At 42.2% G+C, this 23,358-nt stretch carries 21 protein-coding genes and 1 pseudogene; 16 read left to right on the forward strand and 6 right to left on the reverse strand.

Annotation, left to right across the window (positions count from 1 at the left end):
• The first annotated feature begins 495 nt into the window (after nt 1-495).
• The 15 genes from DW173_RS22435 (at nt 496) to DW173_RS22515 (ending at nt 15,730) form a co-directional block, all read left to right on the forward strand.
• Complete coding sequence (locus DW173_RS22435) at nt 496-1,845, forward strand: Na(+)-translocating NADH-quinone reductase subunit A (RefSeq protein WP_120145282.1); 1,350 nt, start codon at nt 496-498, stop codon at nt 1,843-1,845.
• A 133-nt stretch (nt 1,846-1,978) separates the two neighbouring features.
• Nucleotides 1,979-3,151: an NADH:ubiquinone reductase (Na(+)-transporting) subunit B gene (locus tag DW173_RS22440; RefSeq protein ID WP_004311620.1), complete on the forward strand. Its 1,173-nt coding sequence runs from the start codon at nt 1,979-1,981 to the stop codon at nt 3,149-3,151.
• 13 nt (nt 3,152-3,164) lie between these two features.
• Nucleotides 3,165-3,839: a Na(+)-translocating NADH-quinone reductase subunit C gene (locus tag DW173_RS22445; protein WP_004315905.1), complete on the forward strand. Its 675-nt coding sequence runs from the start codon at nt 3,165-3,167 to the stop codon at nt 3,837-3,839.
• A gap of 21 nt (nt 3,840-3,860) precedes the next feature.
• Nucleotides 3,861-4,502 carry an NADH:ubiquinone reductase (Na(+)-transporting) subunit D gene (locus DW173_RS22450; RefSeq protein WP_004300389.1) on the forward strand — a complete coding sequence of 214 codons (642 nt, stop codon included), beginning with the start codon at nt 3,861-3,863 and terminating at the stop codon, nt 4,500-4,502.
• A gap of 110 nt (nt 4,503-4,612) precedes the next feature.
• Complete coding sequence (gene nqrE / locus DW173_RS22455; RefSeq protein ID WP_004315904.1) at nt 4,613-5,239, forward strand: NADH:ubiquinone reductase (Na(+)-transporting) subunit E; 627 nt, start codon at nt 4,613-4,615, stop codon at nt 5,237-5,239.
• Between the two features lie 18 nt (nt 5,240-5,257).
• Nucleotides 5,258-6,532: an NADH:ubiquinone reductase (Na(+)-transporting) subunit F gene (gene nqrF / locus DW173_RS22460; RefSeq protein WP_008022130.1), complete on the forward strand. Its 1,275-nt coding sequence runs from the start codon at nt 5,258-5,260 to the stop codon at nt 6,530-6,532.
• Between the two features lie 251 nt (nt 6,533-6,783).
• Nucleotides 6,784-6,963, forward strand: a complete 180-nt coding sequence (locus DW173_RS22470; protein WP_004306317.1) for a hypothetical protein — start codon at nt 6,784-6,786, stop codon at nt 6,961-6,963.
• A gap of 46 nt (nt 6,964-7,009) precedes the next feature.
• Nucleotides 7,010-8,344, forward strand: coding sequence for a DEAD/DEAH box helicase (locus DW173_RS22475; protein ID WP_120145273.1), 1,335 nt, complete (start codon nt 7,010-7,012; stop codon nt 8,342-8,344).
• A gap of 430 nt (nt 8,345-8,774) precedes the next feature.
• A complete protein-coding gene (gene serC, locus DW173_RS22485) occupies nt 8,775-9,842 on the forward strand; it encodes a 3-phosphoserine/phosphohydroxythreonine transaminase (RefSeq protein ID WP_008022134.1) in 1,068 nt (355 codons plus the stop codon).
• Nucleotides 9,843-9,949: 107 nt separating this feature from the next.
• Entirely contained in the window at nt 9,950-10,870 is a 921-nt protein-coding gene (locus DW173_RS22490) for an NAD(P)-dependent oxidoreductase (protein WP_120145274.1), read from the forward strand.
• Nucleotides 10,871-10,958: 88 nt separating this feature from the next.
• Entirely contained in the window at nt 10,959-12,206 is a 1,248-nt protein-coding gene (locus tag DW173_RS22495) for a DUF1015 domain-containing protein (RefSeq protein ID WP_120145275.1), read from the forward strand.
• Nucleotides 12,207-12,489: 283 nt separating this feature from the next.
• Nucleotides 12,490-13,107, forward strand: a complete 618-nt coding sequence (locus DW173_RS22500) for an IMPACT family protein (protein ID WP_120145276.1) — start codon at nt 12,490-12,492, stop codon at nt 13,105-13,107.
• A gap of 21 nt (nt 13,108-13,128) precedes the next feature.
• The gene (locus DW173_RS22505) at nt 13,129-13,932 is read left to right on the forward strand and encodes a C39 family peptidase (RefSeq protein WP_195651402.1); all 804 of its coding nucleotides are present in this window, start codon (nt 13,129-13,131) and stop codon (nt 13,930-13,932) included.
• Nucleotides 13,933-14,013: 81 nt separating this feature from the next.
• A complete protein-coding gene (locus tag DW173_RS22510; RefSeq protein ID WP_055236211.1) occupies nt 14,014-15,099 on the forward strand; it encodes an HpaII family restriction endonuclease in 1,086 nt (361 codons plus the stop codon).
• A gap of 61 nt (nt 15,100-15,160) precedes the next feature.
• Nucleotides 15,161-15,730 (forward strand): nitroreductase family protein, encoded by a 570-nt coding sequence (locus DW173_RS22515; RefSeq protein WP_008643824.1) that lies wholly within the window; start codon nt 15,161-15,163, stop codon nt 15,728-15,730.
• 214 nt (nt 15,731-15,944) lie between these two features.
• On the opposite strand, the gene gcvP is transcribed toward DW173_RS22515, so the two are convergent.
• From gcvP to DW173_RS22545, 6 genes and pseudogenes are all read right to left on the reverse strand, one after another.
• Entirely contained in the window at nt 15,945-18,794 is a 2,850-nt protein-coding gene (gcvP, locus tag DW173_RS22520; RefSeq protein WP_120145277.1) for an aminomethyl-transferring glycine dehydrogenase, read from the reverse strand.
• A gap of 161 nt (nt 18,795-18,955) precedes the next feature.
• The gene (locus tag DW173_RS22525; protein ID WP_120145283.1) at nt 18,956-19,594 is read right to left on the reverse strand and encodes an MBL fold metallo-hydrolase; all 639 of its coding nucleotides are present in this window, start codon (nt 19,592-19,594) and stop codon (nt 18,956-18,958) included.
• Nucleotides 19,595-19,637: 43 nt separating this feature from the next.
• On the reverse strand, nt 19,638-20,258 hold the full coding sequence (gene rsmG / locus DW173_RS22530; protein ID WP_008022144.1) for a 16S rRNA (guanine(527)-N(7))-methyltransferase RsmG: 621 nt from the start codon (nt 20,256-20,258) through the stop codon (nt 19,638-19,640).
• Nucleotides 20,259-20,371: 113 nt separating this feature from the next.
• Nucleotides 20,372-21,223, reverse strand: a complete 852-nt coding sequence (locus DW173_RS22535) for a DUF3298 and DUF4163 domain-containing protein (RefSeq protein ID WP_120145278.1) — start codon at nt 21,221-21,223, stop codon at nt 20,372-20,374.
• A gap of 144 nt (nt 21,224-21,367) precedes the next feature.
• Nucleotides 21,368-21,469, reverse strand: a pseudogene (locus DW173_RS22540) (DUF2492 family protein); the annotation flags it as partial.
• Between the two features lie 38 nt (nt 21,470-21,507).
• Nucleotides 21,508-22,593, reverse strand: a complete 1,086-nt coding sequence (locus DW173_RS22545) for a metallophosphoesterase (protein WP_120145279.1) — start codon at nt 22,591-22,593, stop codon at nt 21,508-21,510.
• A gap of 285 nt (nt 22,594-22,878) precedes the next feature.
• On the opposite strand from DW173_RS22545, the gene DW173_RS22550 reads away from it, so the two are divergent.
• Complete coding sequence (locus DW173_RS22550; protein ID WP_120145280.1) at nt 22,879-23,277, forward strand: hypothetical protein; 399 nt, start codon at nt 22,879-22,881, stop codon at nt 23,275-23,277.
• Nucleotides 23,278-23,358 lie beyond the last annotated feature (81 nt).

Raw genomic sequence — 23,358 nt, forward strand, 5'->3', positions numbered from 1 at the left:
ATTTATCTAATTTTCTAAAACAAGGAATCAGAGTTCAACTACTGATTCGCATATATAATAGAGATATAGAATACGATATAATAGAGATAGTAGAGATAGAAAAATAGAAAGATACAGAGAGTTCCTTTCCTAATACCCCTCACGAACATTATACAGCGGACCAGCCGGCGGCTTTCCCCGGCCTACTTTTTTCTCCGTCAAGCGAGCGCCCGTAACGTAGCGTTAAGAAGGGCAGACTGTTTGAGCGTAGCGAGTTTCTGCCCTTTAGCGAAGTGAAGGAAGCGAGTAGGAGAAAAAAGTCAGCCTTGAATTTTTCTTTGCTTCTTTCTTTTGTTTCAAGACAAAAGAAAGATGATTACGAGAAAGATGATTTACGTGTACGAACACGAAAGGAATTACGGAAATATATCCGTAATTCCTTTCTTTTTTCCTACCGAATCCCAATCTTATTTATTACTTTTGCGGCAAATTTATGAAACCATTATTTTATATAGCATGGCAAATGTAATAAAGTTACGTAAAGGCCTTGACATAAACCTGAAAGGAAAAGCTGCTGAAACGTACGCAACAGTAAAAGAACCGGGATTCTACGCACTTGTACCCGATGACTTTCCTGGAGTGACGCCTAAGGTAGTTGTGAAAGAGCAGGAATATGTAATGGCTGGTGGACCCTTGTTTATCGACAAGTATCATCCTGAAGTGAAATTTGTTTCGCCGGTGAGCGGCGTGGTGACGAGTGTAGAACGTGGTGCTCGTCGTAAGGTATTGAACATCGTAGTAGAAGCTGCTGCAGAGCAGGACTATGAAGATTTTGGGAAAAAGAATGTTGCTTCGATGGATGCTGAAGCTGTGAAATCCGCTCTGTTGGAAGCCGGACTTTTCGCGTTTATCAAACAGCGTCCTTATGACATCATTGCAGATCCGACGGTAACCCCGAAAGGAATCTTCATCTCCGCATTTGATACCAATCCATTGGCTCCGGATTTAGAGTTCGCCCTCAAAGGCGAAGAAGCAAACTTCCAGACAGGGCTTGATGCTCTTGCCAAACTGGCAAAAACCTACCTGAACATCAGTGTGAAACAGAACGCTGCCGCATTGACACAGGCTAAGAACGTTACAATCACCGCATTCGACGGACCGAACCCTGCAGGTAATGTAGGCGTTCAGATCAACCACCTCGACCCCGTATCCAAGGGCGAAACGGTATGGACTATTGATCCGCAAGCCGTAATCTTCATCGGTCGCCTCTTCAATACAGGCCATGTAGATTTCACCCGTACAGTAGCTGTGACAGGTTCCGAAGTGTTGAAACCTGCATACTGCAAACTACAGGTAGGCGCATTGCTCACCAACGTGTTTGCCGGCAATGTAACAAAAGACAAAGATTTACGCTACATCAGCGGTAACGTGCTGACAGGAAAGCAAGTATCCCCGAACGGATTCTTGGGCGCATTCCATAGCCAACTGACTGTTATCCCCGAAGGTGACGACATTCACGAAATGCTTGGATGGATCATGCCGCGTTTCAACCAGTTCAGTGCCAATCGTTCTTATTTCAGCTGGTTGATGGGTAAGAAGGAATATACGTTGGATGCCCGTATCAAAGGTGGCGAACGTCACATGATTATGTCGGGTGAATACGATAGAGTATTCCCAATGGACATTCTACCCGAATATCTGATTAAAGCAATTATCGCCGGTGACATCGACCGTATGGAAGCACTCGGCATCTATGAAGTAGCTCCCGAAGACTTCGCCCTTTGCGAATTCGTCTGCTCTTCAAAGATGGAACTGCAACGCATCGTTCGTGCCGGACTCGATATGCTCCGTTCAGAAATGGCGTAATCGAATAAGAGATTAAATAATAAAAATTAAAATAAGCGATAGTTGAAATCTTGCGAAACGGCTCTCTGTGGATACAGCATAAACCCAGCACAGCCAATTTTCAACTCTCAACTTTCAATTTTCAATTAAATAAATGAAAGCGTTAAGAAATTATCTCGATAAGATAAAGCCGAACTTTGAGGAGGGCGGCAAATTCCACGCATTCCAGTCGGTGTTTGACGGCTTCGAAACATTCCTGTTCGTGCCCAGCAAGACTGCGAAAACGGGAACGCACATACATGACGCAATCGATAGCAAGCGCATCATGTCGATTGTGGTTATTTCGTTAATACCGGCTTTGCTGTTCGGTATGTACAACGTAGGTTACCAGCATTTCACTCACACAGGTGCTACTGGCAGCTTCATCGAAATGTTTATCTATGGATTCCTGGCAGTACTGCCTAAAATAATCGTATCATACGTAGTAGGTCTTGGCATTGAGTTCGTCGTAGCTCAATGGAAGAAAGAAGAAATCCAGGAAGGATTCCTTGTTTCCGGTATCCTGATCCCGATGATCGTTCCGGTAGACTGTCCGCTGTGGATTCTTGCCGTAGCTACTGCATTCTCTGTTATCTTCGCAAAAGAAGTATTCGGTGGTACAGGTATGAACGTATTCAACGTTGCGTTGATTACTCGTGCATTCCTGTTCTTCGCATACCCGACCAAGATGTCCGGTGATGCTGTTTGGGTGTCAGGAGACAGCATCTTCGGTTTAGGACAAAGCGTAGACGGACTCACCGTTGCCACTCCGCTGGGACAAGCTGCTACAACAGGTAGTGTTCCTGCGTTCAACATGGATATGATTACAGGTCTGATTCCGGGTTCTATTGGTGAAACCAGCGTAATCGCTATCCTGATTGGTGCCGTTATCCTGCTTTGGACAGGTGTTGCAAGCTGGAAGACAATGATTTCCGTATTCGTCGGTGGCGCATTCATGGCATGGGTATTCAACTCAATCGGCATGGAAAACAACACAATGGCTCAAATGCCTTGGTACGAACATCTCGTTCTTGGTGGTTTCTGCTTCGGTGCCGTATTTATGGCTACTGACCCTGTGACTTCCGCACGTACAGAAAGAGGTAAATATATCTTCGGATTCCTGATCGGTGTGATGGCTATCGTTATCCGCGTACTGAATCCGGGTTATCCGGAAGGTATGATGCTTGCCATCCTGCTGATGAACATCTTCGCTCCGCTGATTGACTACTGTGTAGTACAAAGCAATATCAGCCGTCGCGAGAAACGCACTATCAAGTCTAACCAATAAATACCGAAAGAAAATGAATACGAATAGTAATAGTTATACTATCATTTATGCTTCGGTAATGGTTATTATCGTAGCATTCCTGCTGGCATTCGTTAGTTCTTCACTGAAATCTACACAAGACAAGAATGTGCAGTTGGACACTAAGAAACAAATCCTCGCTGCATTGAACATTAAGAATGTGGAAGATGCGGATGCTGAATATCAGAAATATGTGAAAGGGGATATGCTGATGAACGTAGACGGTACGCTGACCGAAAATACGGGCGAATTTGCTACCAACTACGAGAAAGAAGCAAAAGAACAACAACGTCTGCACGTGTTTGTATGCGAAGTGGACGGTCAGACTAAATATGTAGTTCCTGTTTACGGTGCCGGTCTTTGGGGCGCTATCTGGGGATATGTTGCACTGAACGAAGATAAAGATACCGTTTACGGTACTTACTTCTCACACGCTAGTGAAACTCCGGGGCTGGGTGCTGAAATTGCAACCGACCATTTCCAAAATGAATTTGTAGGTAAGAAGACTTTGGAAAATGGAGCTATCACTTTGGGAGTCGTAAAAAATGGCAAGGTAGAGAAACCTGATTACCAAGTGGATGGTATCTCCGGTGGTACAATCACTTCAGTAGGTGTAGATGCCATGTTGAAGTCTTGCCTGAATAGTTACTTGAGTTTTTTAACTAAATAATAAGGAGGAGAAAGATAGAATATGGGACAACTGTTTTCAAAGAAAAATAAAGAAGTATTCTCTGCTCCGCTGGGAATTGATAATCCGGTAACCGTACAGGTGCTCGGTATCTGTTCTGCACTTGCTGTTACTGCAAAGCTGGAGCCTGCCATCGTGATGGGACTTTCAGTAACGGTGATTACTGCATTTGCCAACGTTGTTATTTCACTGTTGCGTAAGACGATTCCTAACCGCATCCGCATCATCGTCCAGTTGGTTGTGGTAGCTGCTTTGGTAACTATCGTAAGTGAAATCCTGAAAGCGTTTGCTTACGACGTAAGCGTACAGCTCTCTGTTTATGTAGGTTTGATTATCACCAACTGTATCTTGATGGGACGTCTGGAAGCATTTGCCATGCAGAACGGTCCTTGGGAGTCTTTCTTGGATGGTGTAGGTAATGGTTTAGGCTATGCCAAGATTCTGATTATCGTTGCTTTCTTCCGCGAACTGTTTGGCTCGGGAACATTGCTTGGTTTCAATATCCTGAATTATGAACCGATTCAAAATATCGGATACGTAAACAACGGCTTGATGTTGATGCCGCCGATGGCATTGATTATCGTAGCATGCATTATCTGGTATCAACGTGCACGTCATAAAGAATTGCAAGAACAAAGTAATTAATTATTTCTGATTTCTGAATTATGATTTATGTCTAGCTTTATAGTCATAGTCGCATGATAAGTCTGCTGAATCATAAATTATAAATCATAAATCATAAATCAAAAAGAATTATGGAACATTTATTAAGTTTATTCGTCCGCTCTATCTTTGTGGACAACATGATATTCGCATTCTTCTTGGGTATGTGTTCATACCTGGCTGTTTCGAAGAATGTGAAGACTGCCGTAGGACTGGGTATCGCCGTGACTTTCGTGTTGCTGGTGACGCTTCCGGTCAACTACCTGTTGCAAACTAAGGTGCTGGCTGCCAATGCTATCATTGAAGGTGTCGACCTTAGCTTCTTGAGTTTTATTCTTTTCATTGCCGTAATTGCCGGTATCGTGCAATTGGTGGAGATGGTGGTAGAACGCTTCACTCCGTCACTGTACGCTTCGCTGGGTATCTTCCTGCCGTTGATTGCTGTTAACTGTGCGATCATGGGTGCCTCTCTGTTTATGCAACAACGTATCAATCTGGGTCCGAGTGATCCGAAATACATTGGTGATATTTGGGATGCCCTTTCTTATGCATTAGGCTCTGGTATCGGTTGGTTGCTGGCTATCGTAGGTCTGGCTGCTATCCGCGAGAAAATGGCTTACTCTGACGTACCTGCTCCATTGAAGGGCTTGGGTATCACATTTATCACAGTAGGTCTGATGGCAATCGCATTTATGTGTTTCTCTGGTTTGAACATCTAAAAAGAAAGGAATAAGACAATGGATATGAATTTAATATTAGCGAGCATTGGGGTATTCCTTGTGGTTATTCTGTTGCTTGTTGTAATCTTGTTGGTTGCTAAGAATTTCCTGGTACCATCAGGAAACGTAAAACTGACAATCAACGGCGAAAAGGAATTGGAAGTGGCTTCCGGTTCTACTTTGTTGAATACGCTGTCTGTAAATGGGATATTCCTGTCATCTGCTTGTGGTGGTAAGGGATCTTGCGGACAGTGCAAATGCCAAGTACTCGAAGGAGGCGGCGAAATCCTACCTTCTGAGGTTCCTCACTTCAGTCGCAAACAGCAGCAAGACCACTGGCGTCTGGGCTGTCAGGTGAAAGTGAAAGGCGATATGTCAATCAAGATTGACGAATCTGTACTTGGCGTGAAAGAGTGGGAGTGCGAAGTAATCTCCAACAAGAACGTGGCTACATTTATCAAAGAGTTCATCGTTGCTCTGCCTAAAGGCGAACACATGGACTTTATCCCGGGTTCTTACGCACAGATTAAGATTCCTAAATTCTCAATGGACTATGACAAGGACATTGATAAGAGCTTGATTGGTGACGAATATTTGCCTGCATGGGAGAAATTCGGTTTGCTGGGGCTGAAGTGTAAGAACGACGAGGAAACAATCCGTGCTTACTCTATGGCCAATTATCCTGCCGAAGGTGATCGTATCATGTTGACAGTACGTATCGCTACTCCGCCGTTCAAACCGAAAGAACAAGGTCCTGGATTTATGGACGTAATGCCGGGTATCGCTTCTTCTTATATCTTTACCCTGAAACCGGGTGACAAGGTAATAATGAGCGGTCCTTACGGAGACTTCCACCCAATCTTCGATTCTAAGAAGGAAATGATGTGGATTGGTGGTGGTGCCGGTATGGCTCCGTTGCGTGCGCAAATCATGCACTTGACCAAGACATTGCATACTACTGACCGTAAGATGTCTTACTTCTACGGTGCCCGTGCGTTGAACGAAGTGTTCTATCTGGAAGATTTCTTGCAAATCGAAAAGGACTTCCCGAATTTCACTTTCCATTTGGCTCTCGACCGTCCGGACCCTGCTGCTGATGCTGCAGGCGTGAAGTACACTCCGGGATTCGTTCACAACGTAATTTACGAAACTTACCTGAAGAATCACGAAGCTCCTGAAGATATTGAATACTATATGTGTGGTCCTGGTCCGATGTCGAAAGCTGTTGAGAAGATGCTCGACGATCTTGGCGTTCCGGCACAGAACCTGATGTTCGACAACTTCGGAGGATAATTCGCAGAAGAGAACAAACCGGTCGGAACAATGACTGGAAAGGTTACATAAACACAGAGCGGGAAATCTGAAAAAGCAGTAATGCTTCTTCGATTTCCCGCTTCTTTTTGGTATTATCTCATAATGTCTTTCCGTTATGGTTTGTATCTATTTTATGTCTGTTTTAAAGATAGTTCTCCTTTTTTATCCGTACTTATCTATTATATTCGTATATTTGGCTACACAATAGAATTATTAAAGTACAATAGGTTATGGAATATCATCGTATATCTTTTATTCACAATGATACAGAGTATTCATTTGTCAAAGCTATGAGTTCAAGTTTAACGGGATATGCCTTGGTGACAGCTTGTAGGGCAGAAGTAACCATTTACATGAAAGAGAATAATCTGAAAGGTTATTATATATTGACCGGCATGGCTAAAGTTTGATTGTATTTTTATCTCCGTACTCTTTCCTTTTTGTATCTTTGCCCCCATGTTAGAGAAAAATGAAATTATACAGTCGGCTCTCCGCAATTTGAAGATTGAGGAGCTGAATCCGATGCAGGAAGCATCACTTGAACAAGCTACCGGAAGAAAAGACGTTATACTGTTGTCACCGACAGGATCGGGCAAGACATTGGCCTATCTGTTACCTTTACTCCTTACTCTAAAACTGAACGACGACAGCGTGCAGGTTTTGATTCTCGTTCCTTCGCGTGAGCTGGCCTTACAGATAGATTCTGTATTCAAAGCAATGGGGACTTCCTGGAAAACCTGCTGTTGTTACGGTGGGCATCCTATCGCCGAAGAAAAGAAAAGTATATTGGGCAATCATCCTGCTATCATCATTGGTACTCCGGGACGTATCACCGACCATTTGTCGAAAGGCAATTTTAACCCTGAAACCATTGAAACTTTAATTATCGACGAGTTCGACAAATCGTTGGAGTTTGGTTTCCACGATGAAATGGCAGAGATTATCACCCAGCTTCCGGGATTAAAAAAACGTATGTTGCTTTCAGCTACCGATGCGGCAGAGATTCCCGAATTTACAGGATTGAACCGCACAGTTAAGTTGAACTTCCTTTCGGACGATTCTGAAGAACAAGAGTCGCGCTTGAAATTGATGAAGGTGCTTTCGCCTTCCAAAGATAAGATTGATACTTTATATAACCTGCTTTGTACATTGGGGAGCGCTTCGAGCATCGTGTTTTGTAATCATCGGGATGCGGTGGACCGTGTACATCAGTTATTGGCGGATAAAAAACTACTCGCAGAACGTTTTCATGGTGGTATGGAACAGCCGGACCGTGAACGTGCGCTTTACAAGTTCCGTAATGGCAGTTGTCATGTATTGATTTCTACCGATCTGGCTGCCCGTGGACTGGATATTCCGGAAGTCGGACATATCATCCATTATCATTTGCCGGTCAATGAAGAAGCCTTTACGCACCGCAACGGACGAACAGCACGTTGGGATGCGACCGGAACGTCTTATCTGATTCTTCATGCCGAAGAGAAACTTCCTTCTTATATCCCGGAAGAAATGGAGATGGTAGTGTTGCCTGAAAACCCTCCCCGGCCTCCGAAATCGGTCTGGGCTACTATATATATAGGTAAAGGAAAGAAGGAGAAACTTAGTCGGATTGATATTGCCGGATTCTTATATAAAAAAGGAAATCTGACTCGTGAAGATGTCGGAGCGATTGATGTCAAAGAGCATTATGCTTTCGTAGCTATTCGCCGGGCTAAGGTGAAGCAACTCCTGAATCTGATTCAAGGAGAGAAAATAAAAGGAATGAAGACTATTATTGAGGAAGCGAAGTAAAACTCTTTTTTGTAATATAGAACTCTTAAAGTCCTCTTTTATTATTTACAATCGTCCCTATGTTCACTAGTCATTGAGCATAGGGATGATTACTTTATTTCCAAAGATATTTTACTTTCCACTTTATTTCCCTGTTAATCTAAGCTGAATTCACTGTTGCAGTTTATAAATATTCATTTTTATTGCATTAATCTTTTGTTTTATCATCAATATCTCCGGTTCTATTTCAATCTCGACTTTTATCCCATACTTGACATCTATAGATAACAATATGGTGTATATATCCTGTATAAACCAATAAAAAGAAAGGAAAATCTGCTTTAAAACAGTATTTTTATAAGGAAAGATTTGTGCGATGGGAATAAATTCGTAAATTCGCAAGGTCAAAAGACAAAAGTAACGAAATTGTTAAACCAAAAACAAACTTCAAATGAAAAAGCATAATTTCAATGCAGGACCTTCCATTCTTCCGCGTGAGGTGATAGAGGATACAGCGAAGGCTATTTTAGATTTCAACGGCTCTGGTCTCTCTTTGATGGAAATCAGCCACCGTGCCAAAGACTTCCAACCTGTGGTTGACGAAGCAGAGGCATTATTCAAGGAATTACTCAATATCCCCGAAGGCTATTCGGTACTGTTCCTGGGTGGAGGTGCTAGTATGGAGTTCTGCATGGTTCCTTATAACTTCCTGGAAAAAAAAGCTGCTTACCTGAACACTGGTGTGTGGGCTAAGAAAGCAATGAAAGAAGCTAAAGGGTTTGGTGAAGTTGTAGAAGTTGCTTCCTCTGCTGAAGCTACATATACTTATATCCCAAAAGATTACACAATCCCGACAGACGCAGATTATTTCCACATCACTACTAACAACACGATTTACGGTACAGAATTGAAGAAAGACCTCGATTCTCCGGTTCCGATGGTTGCCGATATGTCTTCTGATATTTTCTCACGTCCGATTGACGTTTCTAAATATATCTGTATTTATGGTGGTGCACAAAAGAATCTGGCTCCTGCAGGTGTTACATTCGTTATTGTTAAGAATGATGCTGTAGGTAAGGTTTCTCGTTACATTCCGTCAATGCTGAATTATCAGACACACATTGATAATGGTTCTATGTTCAATACTCCTCCGGTAGTGCCCATCTATGCTGCATTGCTGAACCTTCGTTGGATCAAAGCACAAGGTGGTGTGAAAGAAATGGAACGTCGTGCCATTGAAAAAGCGGATATGTTGTATGCTGAAATCGACCGCAACAAAATGTTCGTGGGTACTGCTGCCAAAGAAGACCGTTCACGCATGAACATCTGTTTCGTGATGGCTCCCGAATACAAAGACCTTGAAGCTGACTTCTTGAAGTTTGCCACTGAAAGAGGTATGGTAGGTATCAAAGGACATCGTTCTGTGGGTGGTTTCCGTGCATCTTGCTACAATGCTTTACCGAAAGAAAGCGTACAAGCTTTGATTGACTGCATGCAGGAATTTGAAAAACTTCATTAATATATTATTTTCACCACAGATTACACGAATTAGCACAGATTCCTAAATTCTATAATCTGTGAAAATCTGCGTAATCTGTGGTGAGCCTTTATAAATAGAATTAAATTATGAAAGTACTTGTAGCTACAGAAAAACCGTTTGCTAAAGTTGCAGTAGACGGTATCCGTAAAGAAATAGAAGCAGCTGGATTCGAGCTTGCTTTACTTGAGAAATATACAGATAAGGCTCAATTGCTGGATGCAGTGAAAGATGCTAATGCTATCATTATCCGTAGCGATATTATTGATGCAGAGGTGCTTGATGCTGCCAAAGAATTGAAAATCGTAGTACGTGCCGGTGCAGGATATGACAACGTTGACCTGGCTGTTGCCACTGCTCACAACGTATGTGTGATGAATACTCCGGGACAAAACTCTAATGCTGTTGCCGAACTTGCTTTGGGTATGATGGTATATGCTGTCCGTAACTTCTATAACGGAACTTCCGGTACAGAATTGATGGGCAAGAAACTGGGTATTCATGCTTATGGAAACGTAGGTCGTAATGTAGCCCGTGTTGCCAAAGGTTTCGGAATGGAAGTGTATGCTTACGACGCATTCTGCCCGAAAGAAGCAATCGAAAAAGATGGTGTGAAAGCACTTGATTCGGCAGAAGAACTGTATAAGACTTGTCAGGTGGTATCTCTTCATATACCGGCAACTGCCGAAACGAAAAATTCTATCAATTATGCTCTGCTGAAAGATATGCCGAAAGGTGCTATGTTGGTAAACACTGCCCGTAAGGAAGTTATCAACGAAGCAGAACTGATTAAATTGATGGAAGAGCGTGCAGACTTCAAATATATCACAGATATTATGCCTGTTGCTAACGCAGAATTTGCAGAGAAATTTGCCGGACGTTATTTCTCAACTCCAAAGAAGATGGGTGCTCAAACTGCTGAAGCAAATATCAATGCCGGTATTGCTGCCGCTCAACAAATTGTAGGCTTCCTGAAAGATGGTTGCGAGAAATTTAGAGTAAACAAATAAGATTCTTTTAGAAATAAGTAGTATATTTGAGCCACAGATTTTCAATAAGTCTGTGGCTTTAATTTTTTACATATAAAATACTAATATCATGGCAATAATTAAACCTTTCAAGGGCATTCGTCCTCCGCAAGACCTCGTAGAACAGGTCGCTTCACGTCCTTATGATGTATTGAATTCAGAAGAAGCCCGCGCAGAAGCGGAAGGTAACGAAAAGTCTCTTTATCATATTATTAAACCGGAAATAGATTTCCCTGTCGGTACGGACGAACACGACGAACAAGTGTATGCTAAAGCTGCCGAGAATTTCCAACTGTTCCAGGACAAAGGTTGGTTGGTGCAGGATAATAAGGAAAATTATTATATCTATGCCCAAACGATGAACGGGAAAACGCAATACGGATTGGTAGTTGGTGCATACGTTCCCGATTATATGAATGGGATTATCAAAAAACATGAGCTTACCCGTCGTGACAAGGAAGAAGACCGTATGAAGCATGTCCGTGTGAACAACGCTAACATTGAGCCTGTTTTCTTTGCTTATCCGGATAATGAGAAGTTGGATGTTATTATCAAGAAGTATACGGCAAGCAAGCCTGTTTATGACTTCATCGCTCCGGGGGATGGTTTTGGACATACTTTCTGGATTGTCGATCAAGATGAGGATATTGCTACCATTACTGCTGAATTTGCTAAAATGCCGGCTCTTTATATTGCCGACGGACATCACCGTTCTGCCGCTGCTGCACTGGTGGGAGCAGAGAAAGCAAAGCAAAATCCGAATCATCGGGGTGATGAAGAATATAATTACTTCATGGCTGTTTGCTTCCCTGCAAACCAGCTAACCATCATCGATTATAATCGTGTAGTGAAAGATCTCAATGGTTTGACTCCCGAGCAATTCCTGGCTGCACTTGATAAAAACTTTATAGTAGAAGAGAAGGGTGCGGATATCTATAAACCATCCAGCTTACATAACTTCTCACTCTATCTGGGTGGTAAATGGTACAGTCTGACAGCCAAGACAGGTACATACAATGATAACGACCCTATTGGCGTGCTTGATGTTACCATTTCTTCCAACCTGATTTTGGATGAAGTTTTGGGTATAAAGGATTTGCGTTCGGACAAGCGTATTGATTTTGTGGGCGGCATCCGTGGATTGGGAGAACTCAAGAAGCGTGTGGATAGCGGTGAAATGAAAGTGGCTCTGGCTCTTTATCCCGTATCTATGAAACAATTGATGGATATTGCAGATACAGGTAATATCATGCCACCGAAGACAACTTGGTTTGAACCTAAACTTCGTTCGGGGTTGGTAATTCATAAATTGGATTAGGAAATTCTATCGGATGATGCAAAAAAGACGTTGCTGATGTAAGCTATATCAATAAATGTAACACCCGATTAAGATAAAAAAATAGTGACGGTATATGCACGGGATAGTGACGGTATCCTTGTGGTATACCGTCACTATTTTTATTGGATAGCGTCACTATCTTGTAGATGAAAATCTGCCAACAAAGATTTTTATATTCCCAGCTACATCTCATCGATAAGTGGAACATTAATATTTCCAAACGATAGATTGACTTTTCTTATTAAAGCCGTATCTTTGCAGCATGACTGCTGAAGATACTTATAAAACCATCATTGAACCTTCCGAAGGTATTTATACGGAAAAACGAAGCAAGTTCATTGCTATAGCCCTTCCTGTGCGTACTCTCGATGAGGTAAAAATACATCTTGAAACGTATCAGAAAAAGTATTATGACGCACGACACGTATGTTATGCCTATATGTTGGGAGCTGCACGAAAGGATTTCCGTGCCAATGACAATGGAGAACCTTCCGGAACAGCGGGAAAACCCATTCTCGGACAGATAAATTCAAATGAACTGACGGATATCCTGATTATAGTAGTCCGTTATTTTGGAGGAATCAAGTTAGGGACAAGCGGATTGATCGTGGCTTACAAGGCTGCCGCTGCTGAAGCTATTGCTGCTGCTACAATTATAGAAAAAACGGTAGATGAAGACGTGACGGTAATGTTTGAATATCCTTTCATGAATGACGTGATGCGCATTGTGAAAGAGGAGGAACCGGAAATTCTCAATCAGTCGTATGACATGGATTGTAGTATGACGTTACGTATTCGTCGTTCGATGATGCCTAAATTGCGTGCTCGTTTGGAAAAGGTGGAGACAGCGCGGATTCTTGATGATGAGAATGTATTGTAAGTAAGATATTTAAAATATTGCATGAGAAATAAATATCATATAATTTTCAATTTGTTTTTAAGCTTCTTTGCTTTGATAAGCGTTCAGACGCAAGTACAAGCACAGGAGACTCAAAAGCTCGCTCCTAATAATATCCCTGTTCCGTGGTATTCGCAGAAAATCACGGGATGTCCTTACTCGCATTGTTCTCTGGCTTCTTCGTTAATGGTCTTTGACTACTTTAAAGGCATGACGACCGATACACAACGTACAGCCCAGGATGCAGAAAAGAAACTGATAGAATATCAACGTAACTACTTTCTGAAAAAACGTGCTCCCTTCCGTCGTCGTACATCGATAGGGCAGGGAGGATACTATTCTTTTGAAATTGATTCTTTGACACGTTATTATGAAAACATGATAAGTGCCGAACATTTTCAGCAGAAAGATTACCGAGTATTGAAAGATTATATTGATCGTGGTATACCTGTGCTTGTGAATGTGAGATATACAGGAGCAGTTCGTGGTTTGCGTCCCGGTCCGAGAGGGCACTGGATGGTGCTTCGTGGCATTGACGATAAACATGTGTGGGTAAATGACCCCGGACGTTCGCCGGAGATGCGGAGTAAAGGAGAAAATATCTGCTATCCAATAAAGAAACAGCCGGGCAATCCTTCCTATTTTGATGGTTGCTGGACGGGACGATTTATCATAGTCACTCCTAAAGAATGGATTCGAAACTCCCTGTTTGCACAAGTAGGCAAGCTTCCTCCTTTGGAGGAAGTAACTCATATAGTACCTCCTGTTGCGTTGCCTGTAACCTTACCGCAGGTTATTAATCAGTAAGCAATTCATTGTGAAGATAGAAATTTCTTAGTCAAATTAGGATAAAAAGAACATTAGTAAAATAAAGAAGAACAAAGATATATGGCATTCGAAGCAACCAAAAAAGAATGGTGCGAACTCTATTCTTTCTTTCGTCTCCTGGCAGACGGAAAAGTAGTGCTAGGCACAGCAGACGCAAAGGCGGGAGAAACATCTTGGCCTATTGCAATGATTCAACGGGAAGAACATGATGGAACACGTCAATATTATATTGAGGAAGATGCGATTCGTATAGAAGCAGAGAGCGGAACTAAATTCATGCCTCGCGAAGACTTTGGTATTGTAGCTGATTTGATATTGCGGGCTGTGAAATCTTCTTCGGAAGATGACGTAACCTCTCCGGAAGGAGTAGAAGAGTTTTTAGATGAAGCTGCCATTTTCGATTTGGAAGCAAAAACAGAAGATCGTACTGATTTCTCCATTGCATTTTGGCATCCGGAAGCTCCGTTGAGAGGTTTTAATGTTCGTTCACGTTTGGGTGTAATGAATCCGTTACTGGACGGAGGACGTGCTGCAAATCTAAAACTGGAACAGAGTGGAGTCAAATTTGCCACTCCCACAGTGAATAAAATCAATGCTTTGCCTGAATCTCCCAATGAGGTTGCCGAGCGAATGATGATGATCGAACGATTGGGCGGTGTACTTAAATATTCTGATGTAGCCGACCGGGTATTCCGTAGCAATCTTCTGATGATTGACCTGCATTTTCCACGTGTCTTGACAGAAATGGTTCGTATTATGCATTTGGATGGTATCTCTCGCATTAGTGAGCTGACGGAAGTTATCAAACAAATGAATCCGTTAAAGATTAAAGATGAACTGATAAACAAGCATAAGTTTTATGAGTTTAAGATGAAGCAGTTCTTGATGGCATTAGCTTTAGGTATGCGTCCCGCAAAGATTTATAATGGATTGGATTCGGCTGTGGAAGGTATTCTGTTAGTGGGCGGAAGTGGAGAGGTGCTCTGTTATCATAAATCAGAAAAGCAAGTAATGGAAGACTTTTTGTTTCAAAATACCCGTTTGGAAAAAGGATCTTTGGAGAAGGATAAATACGGATTTTTGGAAAGAGAGAATGGAGTCTATTATTTCAAACTGAATGCAAAGATTGGGCTAGTTAAAAGGTAAATGATAAATTAGAATTCTGTGGTGAAATTTTGATTCGATATATATAAAAAACTTGTTATTCATGAAAACGAATGAAGTTTTAGAGAACATTAAAGCACGTCGTAGTGTACGGGCTTATACTAGTCAGCAAGTTTCAGAAGAAGATTTGCAGGCTATTCTGGAAGCTGCAACTTATGCACCCAGTGGAATGCATTTGGAAACATGGCACTTTACTGCTATTCAAAATGTAGATAAATTGACAGAGCTGAATGAGCGCATTAAAGGAGCTTTTGCAAAAAGTGACGATTCCCGTTTGCAAGAGCGTGGGCATAGCAAGACCTATTGTTGTTATTATCATGCTCCGACTTTGGTGATTGTATCCAATGAACCTACACAATGGTGGGCTGGAATGGATTGCGCCTGTGCAATAGAAAATATGTTTCTGGCTGCCCATTCTTTAGGAATCGGCTCTTGCTGGATCAACCAGTTGGGCACAACGTGTGATGATCCTGAAGTGCGTGAATATATTACCTCTTTAGGTGTTCCTGCCAATCATAAGGTCTATGGTTGCGTAGCTTTGGGGTATGCTGATTCGAAGATTCCAATGAAAGAGAAAAAGGTGAAGGCTGATACGGTAACGATTGTCAAGTAGAAAAAAATATTCAGAATTGTAGTTGGATTAACATTCCATATCACGAAATATGAGCCTTGGGGATAATTGATGCATCCCCAGGGCTTTTGTTTATTCAGTCCTGGGCTGATAAAAATAATCCCGGGGCTTACATTCATTGAGCCCCGGGATTATTTCTTATTGAGATGCTTCTAAAAATCTTTTCTAATGAATTGATTTCTACAATAAATCACCTTTATTCAAAAGTGCCATAACGAGTTGGTAGTAACTTACGGTCGCCCAATGTGTTATCTACACGAGCTACATTGATCCAGAATTTGTTATCACGTACACTTTCTATCGGATAAGCCGCTTTCTCGCGTGTGTACGAATGTTCCCAGCGATCACTAACAATCTCGTATTCCGGATGCGGAGCATTAATCAACACATTATCATCCTTATCAGCTTCGCCATTTTTCACTTCCTGAATCTCCTTCCAGATATTCAGCATGACATCTACGAAATTGTCCAGTTCTGCCAAACTCTCGCTTTCTGTCGGTTCAATCATAAACGTACCGTGAACAGGGAAGGAGAGGGTAGGAGCATGATAACCATAGTCCATCAAACGTTTGGCAATATCATTTTCCGAGATGCCTGCTTCTTCATGTACTTTCCGACACTCCAGAATCATTTCGTGTCCTACGAAACCATTGGCTCCCCGATAGACAACTCCATACGTATCTTTCAGACAAGCAGCCAGATAATTAGCATTCAGGATGGCGATCTTAGTTGCCTGCGTCAATCCCTCTGCACCCATCATGCGGATATATCCATACGTGATAGGCAAAATACCTGCACTACCGAATGGGGCAGCTGATACTTGATTCTGCGAATTGCCGAAGATTCCATGTCCGGGAAGGAAAGGAACCAGATGTTCGGCCACACAGATAGGACCTACTCCCGGACCTCCGCCACCATGAGGGGAAGCGAATGTTTTATGAAGATTCAAGTGGCAGACATCCGCACCGATGAATCCCGGATTGGTCAATCCCACTTGGGCATTCATATTGGCTCCATCCATATATACTTGTGCGCCACAGGCATGAATGATGTCGCAAATTTCCTTTATTTCTGTTTCGAAGATACCATGTGTAGAAGGATAAGTAATCATCAGCGCTGCCAATTCATCTCTATTTTCTTCAGCCTTGGCACGTAGGTCATCCATTTCTACATTTCCTTGTTCGTCACAGGCACAGGTGACGGTCACAAATCCAGCCTGTATAGCTGACGCAGGATTTGTTCCGTGAGCCGAAGCTGGAATCAGGACTTTGTTCCGATGTCCCTGACCGATACTTTCGAGATAAGCACGGATTACACGAAGCCCTGCATATTCTCCCGCAGCACCCGAATTGGGTTGCAGACTCACCCCTGAAAATCCGGTGATAACTTTCAGATCTTCACTTAAATTCTTAATTAATTCCCGATATCCTTCTGCCTGATCTTCCGGAACCAGCGGGTGCATACCCATAAATTCGGGACGACTTAAAGGCAACATTTCCGCAGCTGCATTCAGCTTCATGGTGCATGAACCGAGAGAAATCATCGATTGTGCAAGCGAAATATCTTTGCGATCCAAACGTTTGATATAACGCATCATCTCTGTTTCCGTGTGATATTTGCTGAATACTTCGTGCGTCAGGAAAGGAGTTGTCCGTTTCAAAGCCTTGTCGATATTGCTTTTTTCTGGGATATCGTCTACCTTCTGATAGTCTTTTCCGGCAGCGATGGCAAAGATAGAGAGCAATACATTGGCAGCTGCCACATCTGTTGTTTCATCAATACTGAAACCGACATCACCATTTTCATAATAACGCAGATTTACTTCTTTACTAAGCGCTATGGTACGGATTTGTTGTGCCGAAACGTGTTCGGGCAACTCAAAACGTAAGGTGTCAAAATATTGAACGTTGACTTGTGTGTATCCACATTTCTTCAGTTGCTTTTCAAGAAATACAGTGATACTGTGGATGCGCGACGCAATTGTAGTGATACCCTCCTGACCGTGATAAACAGCGTAAAAGCCTGCCATAGTAGCTAATAATGCCTGTGCGGTACAGATATTTGAAGTTGCTTTTTCCCGTTTGATATGCTGTTCACGTGTCTGCAAAGCCATCCGGTAGCAAAGTTTGCCATATTTATCTTTAGACCATCCGATGATTCGTCCCGGCATATTCCGTTTGTATTCGTCTCTGGTAGCAAAGAAAGCAGCCGACGGACCACCATAGAACATTGGAGTACCCAAACGTTGTGTAGTTCCGAATACAATATCTGCTCCCCATTCTCCCGGAGGAGTCAGCAGGGCAAGACTCAAAATATCGGCGGCGACAGCTACCTTGCAATCTGCGGCATGAGCTTTTTCTGTAAATTCGGAATAATCCTCTGCGTTTCCATTCGAGTTTGGATATTGTAGAACGCAGGCAAACACTTCCGGTGAAGGTTCAAAATCCTTATATTTACCTACACGCAGTTCGATGCCTTGCGGCACGGCGCGTGTAGTCATAACAGCCAATGTTTGTGGGAAAATATTCTCGTCTACAAAGACTACGTTCGCATTGGCTTTCTGTTGCGCACGGGAGCGGATGGCATACATCATGCTTACGGCTTCGGCAGCGGCAGTTGCTTCGTCCAGAAGTGAACAGTTGGCAAGTGGCATGGCAGTAAGGTCGCACACGGCTGTCTGAAAATTCATCAACGCTTCCAGGCGTCCTTGCGACACTTCTGTCTGATAAGGAGTGTAAGAAGTGTACCATACCGGGTTTTCGAATACATTCCGCTGGATAACAGCCGGGGTAATCGTGTTGTACCATCCCAAACCGATATACGTAGTATATAGTTTATTTTTATTTGCCAGTTCGGCGATATGTTTTCCAAATTCGTATTCCGTCAGTGGACTAGTCAATGCCAGCGGCTCTTTCAGCCGTATATTGGCGGGAATTGTTTTATCAATCAGTTCGTCCAGTGAGTTCACCCCAATTTTGCGGAGCATCAGGGCTGTGTCTTGTTCATTGATGCCGATGTGACGGCTAGCTAACAAATCGGTTTTCATGTCTTAATGATTTATGATTTATGATTTATGAATTATGAGTTCTGATTTATGCTTTCTTATGTTTTCCCGATTTATAAACCTCAATCAGCCGCAACACCTACTTCATCCGCACGGCAAATCATAAATCATAAATCAGAATTCATAACTCATTAAATCTTCTCTTATCTAAAAAATGGGTTTTCAGCTTTCTCCATTCCGATCGTCGTAGGAGCACCGTGTCCGGGGTAAACGACAGTTTCGTTGGGGAGAACAAACAGACGGCTGCAAATGTGCTCTATCAGTTCATCGAAGTTGCCTCCTGTGAGATCGGCACGACCGATGCTACCCTGAAACAGGACATCGCCGGAGAACATGCAGTTATCTTCCTTGCAATAGTACACCAAGCTACCGGGTGAATGTCCGGGCACATGTATCGCTTCCAGTTTGGTATGTCCGAAAGTGATAATATCTCCGTCATGCAGGTATTTGCCCAGTGGTACAGGTTCTTCCTGCAACTGAAAACCAAACATTCTGCTTTGTTTCGGTGCTTCGTCAATCCAGTACTCGTCCGCTTTGTTTGCTTCTGCCGCTAATCCGAATTCTTTCAGCATGAACGGATTTCCGAAGATATGATCCAGGTGCAAATGAGTATTCAGCAAATGCTTTACATTCAGCTCATTGGTAAGAATGAACTTTTTCAGAGCCTGCTTTTCCTCTTCATAAAAACAGCCGGGATCGATTACGACTGCTTCTTTAGTGTCGTCCCATAATACGTAACAGTTTACGGGAAACATATTAAATTCAAATCTCTTTATTTTCATGGTTTCTTTATGATTTATCATCTATCAGAACATATAGTCTTGTTTAAATCGGAACATATACTACTTTCTTAGTTTGAAAGAACTCTTCTTCGAAATTATCGCTCAAGTTATAAATGACCGTTTTATGCTTGAACGGCATCGTTTCATGTTCCAGCTCGCCACCTTTGAGGCAGATCAGTCCGTTGGGTAATGCATTCTGTTGTTTTGAAGAGATATTCTTTTTGATAATCTTAATCAAATCCGCCAAAGGCATTACGGCACGGCTGACAACAAAGTCGAACGTTCGTTTCTCCTCTTCTGCGCGGGCATGACGGAATGTTACATTTTTCAGTCCGATAGCGTTTGCCACTTCGGTTGCTACCCGTACTTTTTTGCCGATACTGTCCACGAGGTGAAATGTTACTTCGGGAAATAAGATGGCTAAAGGAATACCGGGGAAACCTCCTCCTGTACCCAGGTCCATAATGCTGGTTCCGGGGCGAAATTGGATTGTTTTGGCAATGCCTAACGAATGGAGCACGTGATGCTCATATAAATTCTCGATGTCCTTGCGGGAGATTACGTTGATTTTAGAATTCCAGTCAATGTAGAGGTCGTATAGAGCTGCAAACTGTTTGCGCTGCTCTTCCGTCAGATCAGGAAAATATTTCAGTATGATTTCCACTGTTTGAGTTTTGAGTTATAAGTTTTGAATGATAGATGTGGATGAATATCCTATTCTGTCACACGGGAGTGATAACAATAGGATATTCATTGGTGTTCAGCTTTTTATGAAATTTAATTTTTCAGTTCTCCCAGAATTGGGTTACTGCCTAGTAAATGCTCCATCATAGAAAATGGGATTGTTACCTTTACAGGTCCCATAGAATAAGGAGTGATATCGTATACATTATAATAGAAGGTGATTCCTTCTTTGCTTAGATAGAAATTTTCTGTCGGAGCGATGTCTCCGGTGGAAGCATATCCCATATCTTCCAATGCTTCGTGAGTGTTCACTTTATTGTCCACCATGAGCTGGTTCCAGATCAGGTCGGTCAATGCGTCTTTGTAGTCTCCGACAAAAATATCATCAAGACGGAGCGGGCGCATCAGGGTGAGGTCCATGTTCAGGAAAGTAGCCATGTAAATGCCATGTGCACCTCCGGTATATTCGTTGTAGTCGATACGATATACAAGCAGGTCTTTATCATACAGTTGTACGTGGCTCTCTATACCTTTATAATAAGAATACCAAGCTCCGATGGAAGATTCGTCTTCCTTGTCTTTCTCGTCCTCGGCATACATCGGTTCGAGGTCGCGGCGGTATTCGCTGATATAGTTCTCGGTATATTGCTTTACAACTTCTTCCGGCTTTTCGCCGATGTATTTATCACCGAAGCAGGCCGAAATGAAATAAGAATTCAAACTATCTTTCAGCATATCATCCGATGATTTTACCGGATAGGCAAAATTAATAATAATATTGCAGGCCGGTTTGGCTGTATCACTGAAGAGGTGTGCTGTCTCATTCACTTGAATGCTATCAAACTGTAACGCACCTGTGTTTTTGTTCATCTTGTCATGACAAGAAAACAAAAAGCCGCTTACCGAAAGTATAATTGCAAGCAGACTGACATATTGTCTTTTCATACCCGTTTTTTCTATAAATTCAACATTTGTTTTATCATTCACTATTGACAAATATAGATGAAATTCGTGAATCGGGCTAATAAAAACAGAAAAATTTGCAGCTATTTATCCTCTAAAACAGGATTGCCGGATACCATCCACACGTCAATGCTTGCAAACTTTAGTGATATCCACGGTGAATCCATCTTCAGCAGGCATAAATTTCCCTTTCATTTTCAGAAATTCGATAAGGGTATCTACGTCCATTTAGAAACTGTAACATATGTGACAAAACTGCATATTATTCATTGGAAGTTGAAAACAACCATTTCGCTATGCGTTCCTATTCTGAAAGGCGGTCCCCAAAGAGACAATCCGGAAGACACGTACACGTGGCTGTTTCCCCATTGGCGGTAACCGTGGCTTTGCTCGAATATATAATCAGTCACCCAGTTGATAGGCCATACCTGTCCGTGATGTGTGTGCCCGCTGAATTGCAGGTCGATGCCGGCAGCTTCTGTTTCTTTCAGGTTGAAGGGTTGATGATCGAGCAAAATGATAGGTTTGCTTTTGTCGACGTTTGTCATCAACTCTTGCAGAGAACGACGTTTGCGGTTGTGATGGTCATCGCGTCCTACCAGTTGTATGCCGTTGGGGAGTGTCACTACTGAATCACGCAAAAGTTGTATTTGAGTATTCTTTATATACCGGATACTTTCATCGATTCCACTAATGTATTCGTGATTACCAAGAACCATGTAGATGCCCATAGGAGCTTTCAACTCGGCCAGTTCTTCCGCCATATTCTCTGTATAAAGAGGTACAACACTGTTATCAATCAAGTCGCCACTAATCAGTATCAAGTCGGGATGCTGTGCATTTATCATTTCCACATACTTCTTCAGTGAGGCTTTTCCTGTGCCTTTTCCCAGATGAACATCGCTTATCGCGACGATTTTAACTGCGTGAGAAGTATCTTCATTTTGTTTATTAGTTAAAATACTGACAACATTAGTTTCTGGATGATAATAGTTGTACACCCCATATCCCAGCAATCCCAATGTGAACGCAAAAGATAGATAAAAACGATATTTGCAGACAACCTTGAATAATCTCAATATATCAAACAATAGCAGGAACAATGCCATGTATAGGGTAAATATCAGCCAACTTGTTCCAATGATGTACATCGAATGGGAGATAAGGACAGGCATTTCCAGGTTACGGGCTAGCATCGTGCCGAAGAAAGATAGGGCACATGTCCAAAATAAAACGGTTAAGAGTATTTTTACTCCAAGCGGTTTTACTTTCAGAGCCTGTGTCGCTCTGATAAATATATAGGTATTCCCTGCCAGATAAAGAGTGATAATGAGGAGTAGATATGTAAGCATAGCGTTTACTTAAAAAAAACAGTGAATTTATTCGTGGCAAAGATAGGTTTTATTGTTGAGTAAAAAGAGTTAATAGTGCTGATATGACCCTAAAATAGCCAAATAATAAACGGGAAATATGTCTGCAATGAATTGGTATTCAATATACTGGTGATGGAATACGAGGTTATCGGGAGAATAACCGGTAAGAAATGCATGTATATCTATAGTTTTGAATGAGGATTGAATCTTAATTACGAAAATAGATAGGAAAATTTGTTTTTATTCTTATCTTTGTCCTCTGAAATGAAAAGACTAGCCTACATAACAGCACTAATCCTTTCTCTCCTGATTATCTATTCAGGAGGCGGAGTCTCTATTGTGCGTTATTGCTGTGTCCGTTGTGAGACAGTGCAGAGCTGCTGTGATACAGGCTGTCCGAAGTGTAAAAAGTCTCATACTTGCGATTCAAAGAAAAACTGCAAAGAAAAAGGTTGTACGGCTACGATTTATAAGCTCGACCTGATGAAACACTCTACCGAACTGACCGTATCAGTTTTGGCAGTCGATCTTTTATGTGAGCATTTCTGCTATCTGTTGACTCCGACCTATGCGGATAAACCGGTAGAATTTGATAGTCTGACCTCTCCGCCACCTCTCTGCTCGAGGCAGATGCTGGCGTTATATTCCACTTACATTATTTAGCCACTATTTCTTTCTTATTTAATCCTTTGCTTTCAATAGAACATGAAAGTAAAGCAGCACTGAATGCAACTAAGTTGCATG

The organism is Bacteroides sp. AM16-13 (genome assembly GCF_003602705.1).
Lineage (GTDB): Bacteria > Bacteroidota > Bacteroidia > Bacteroidales > Bacteroidaceae > Bacteroides > Bacteroides xylanisolvens.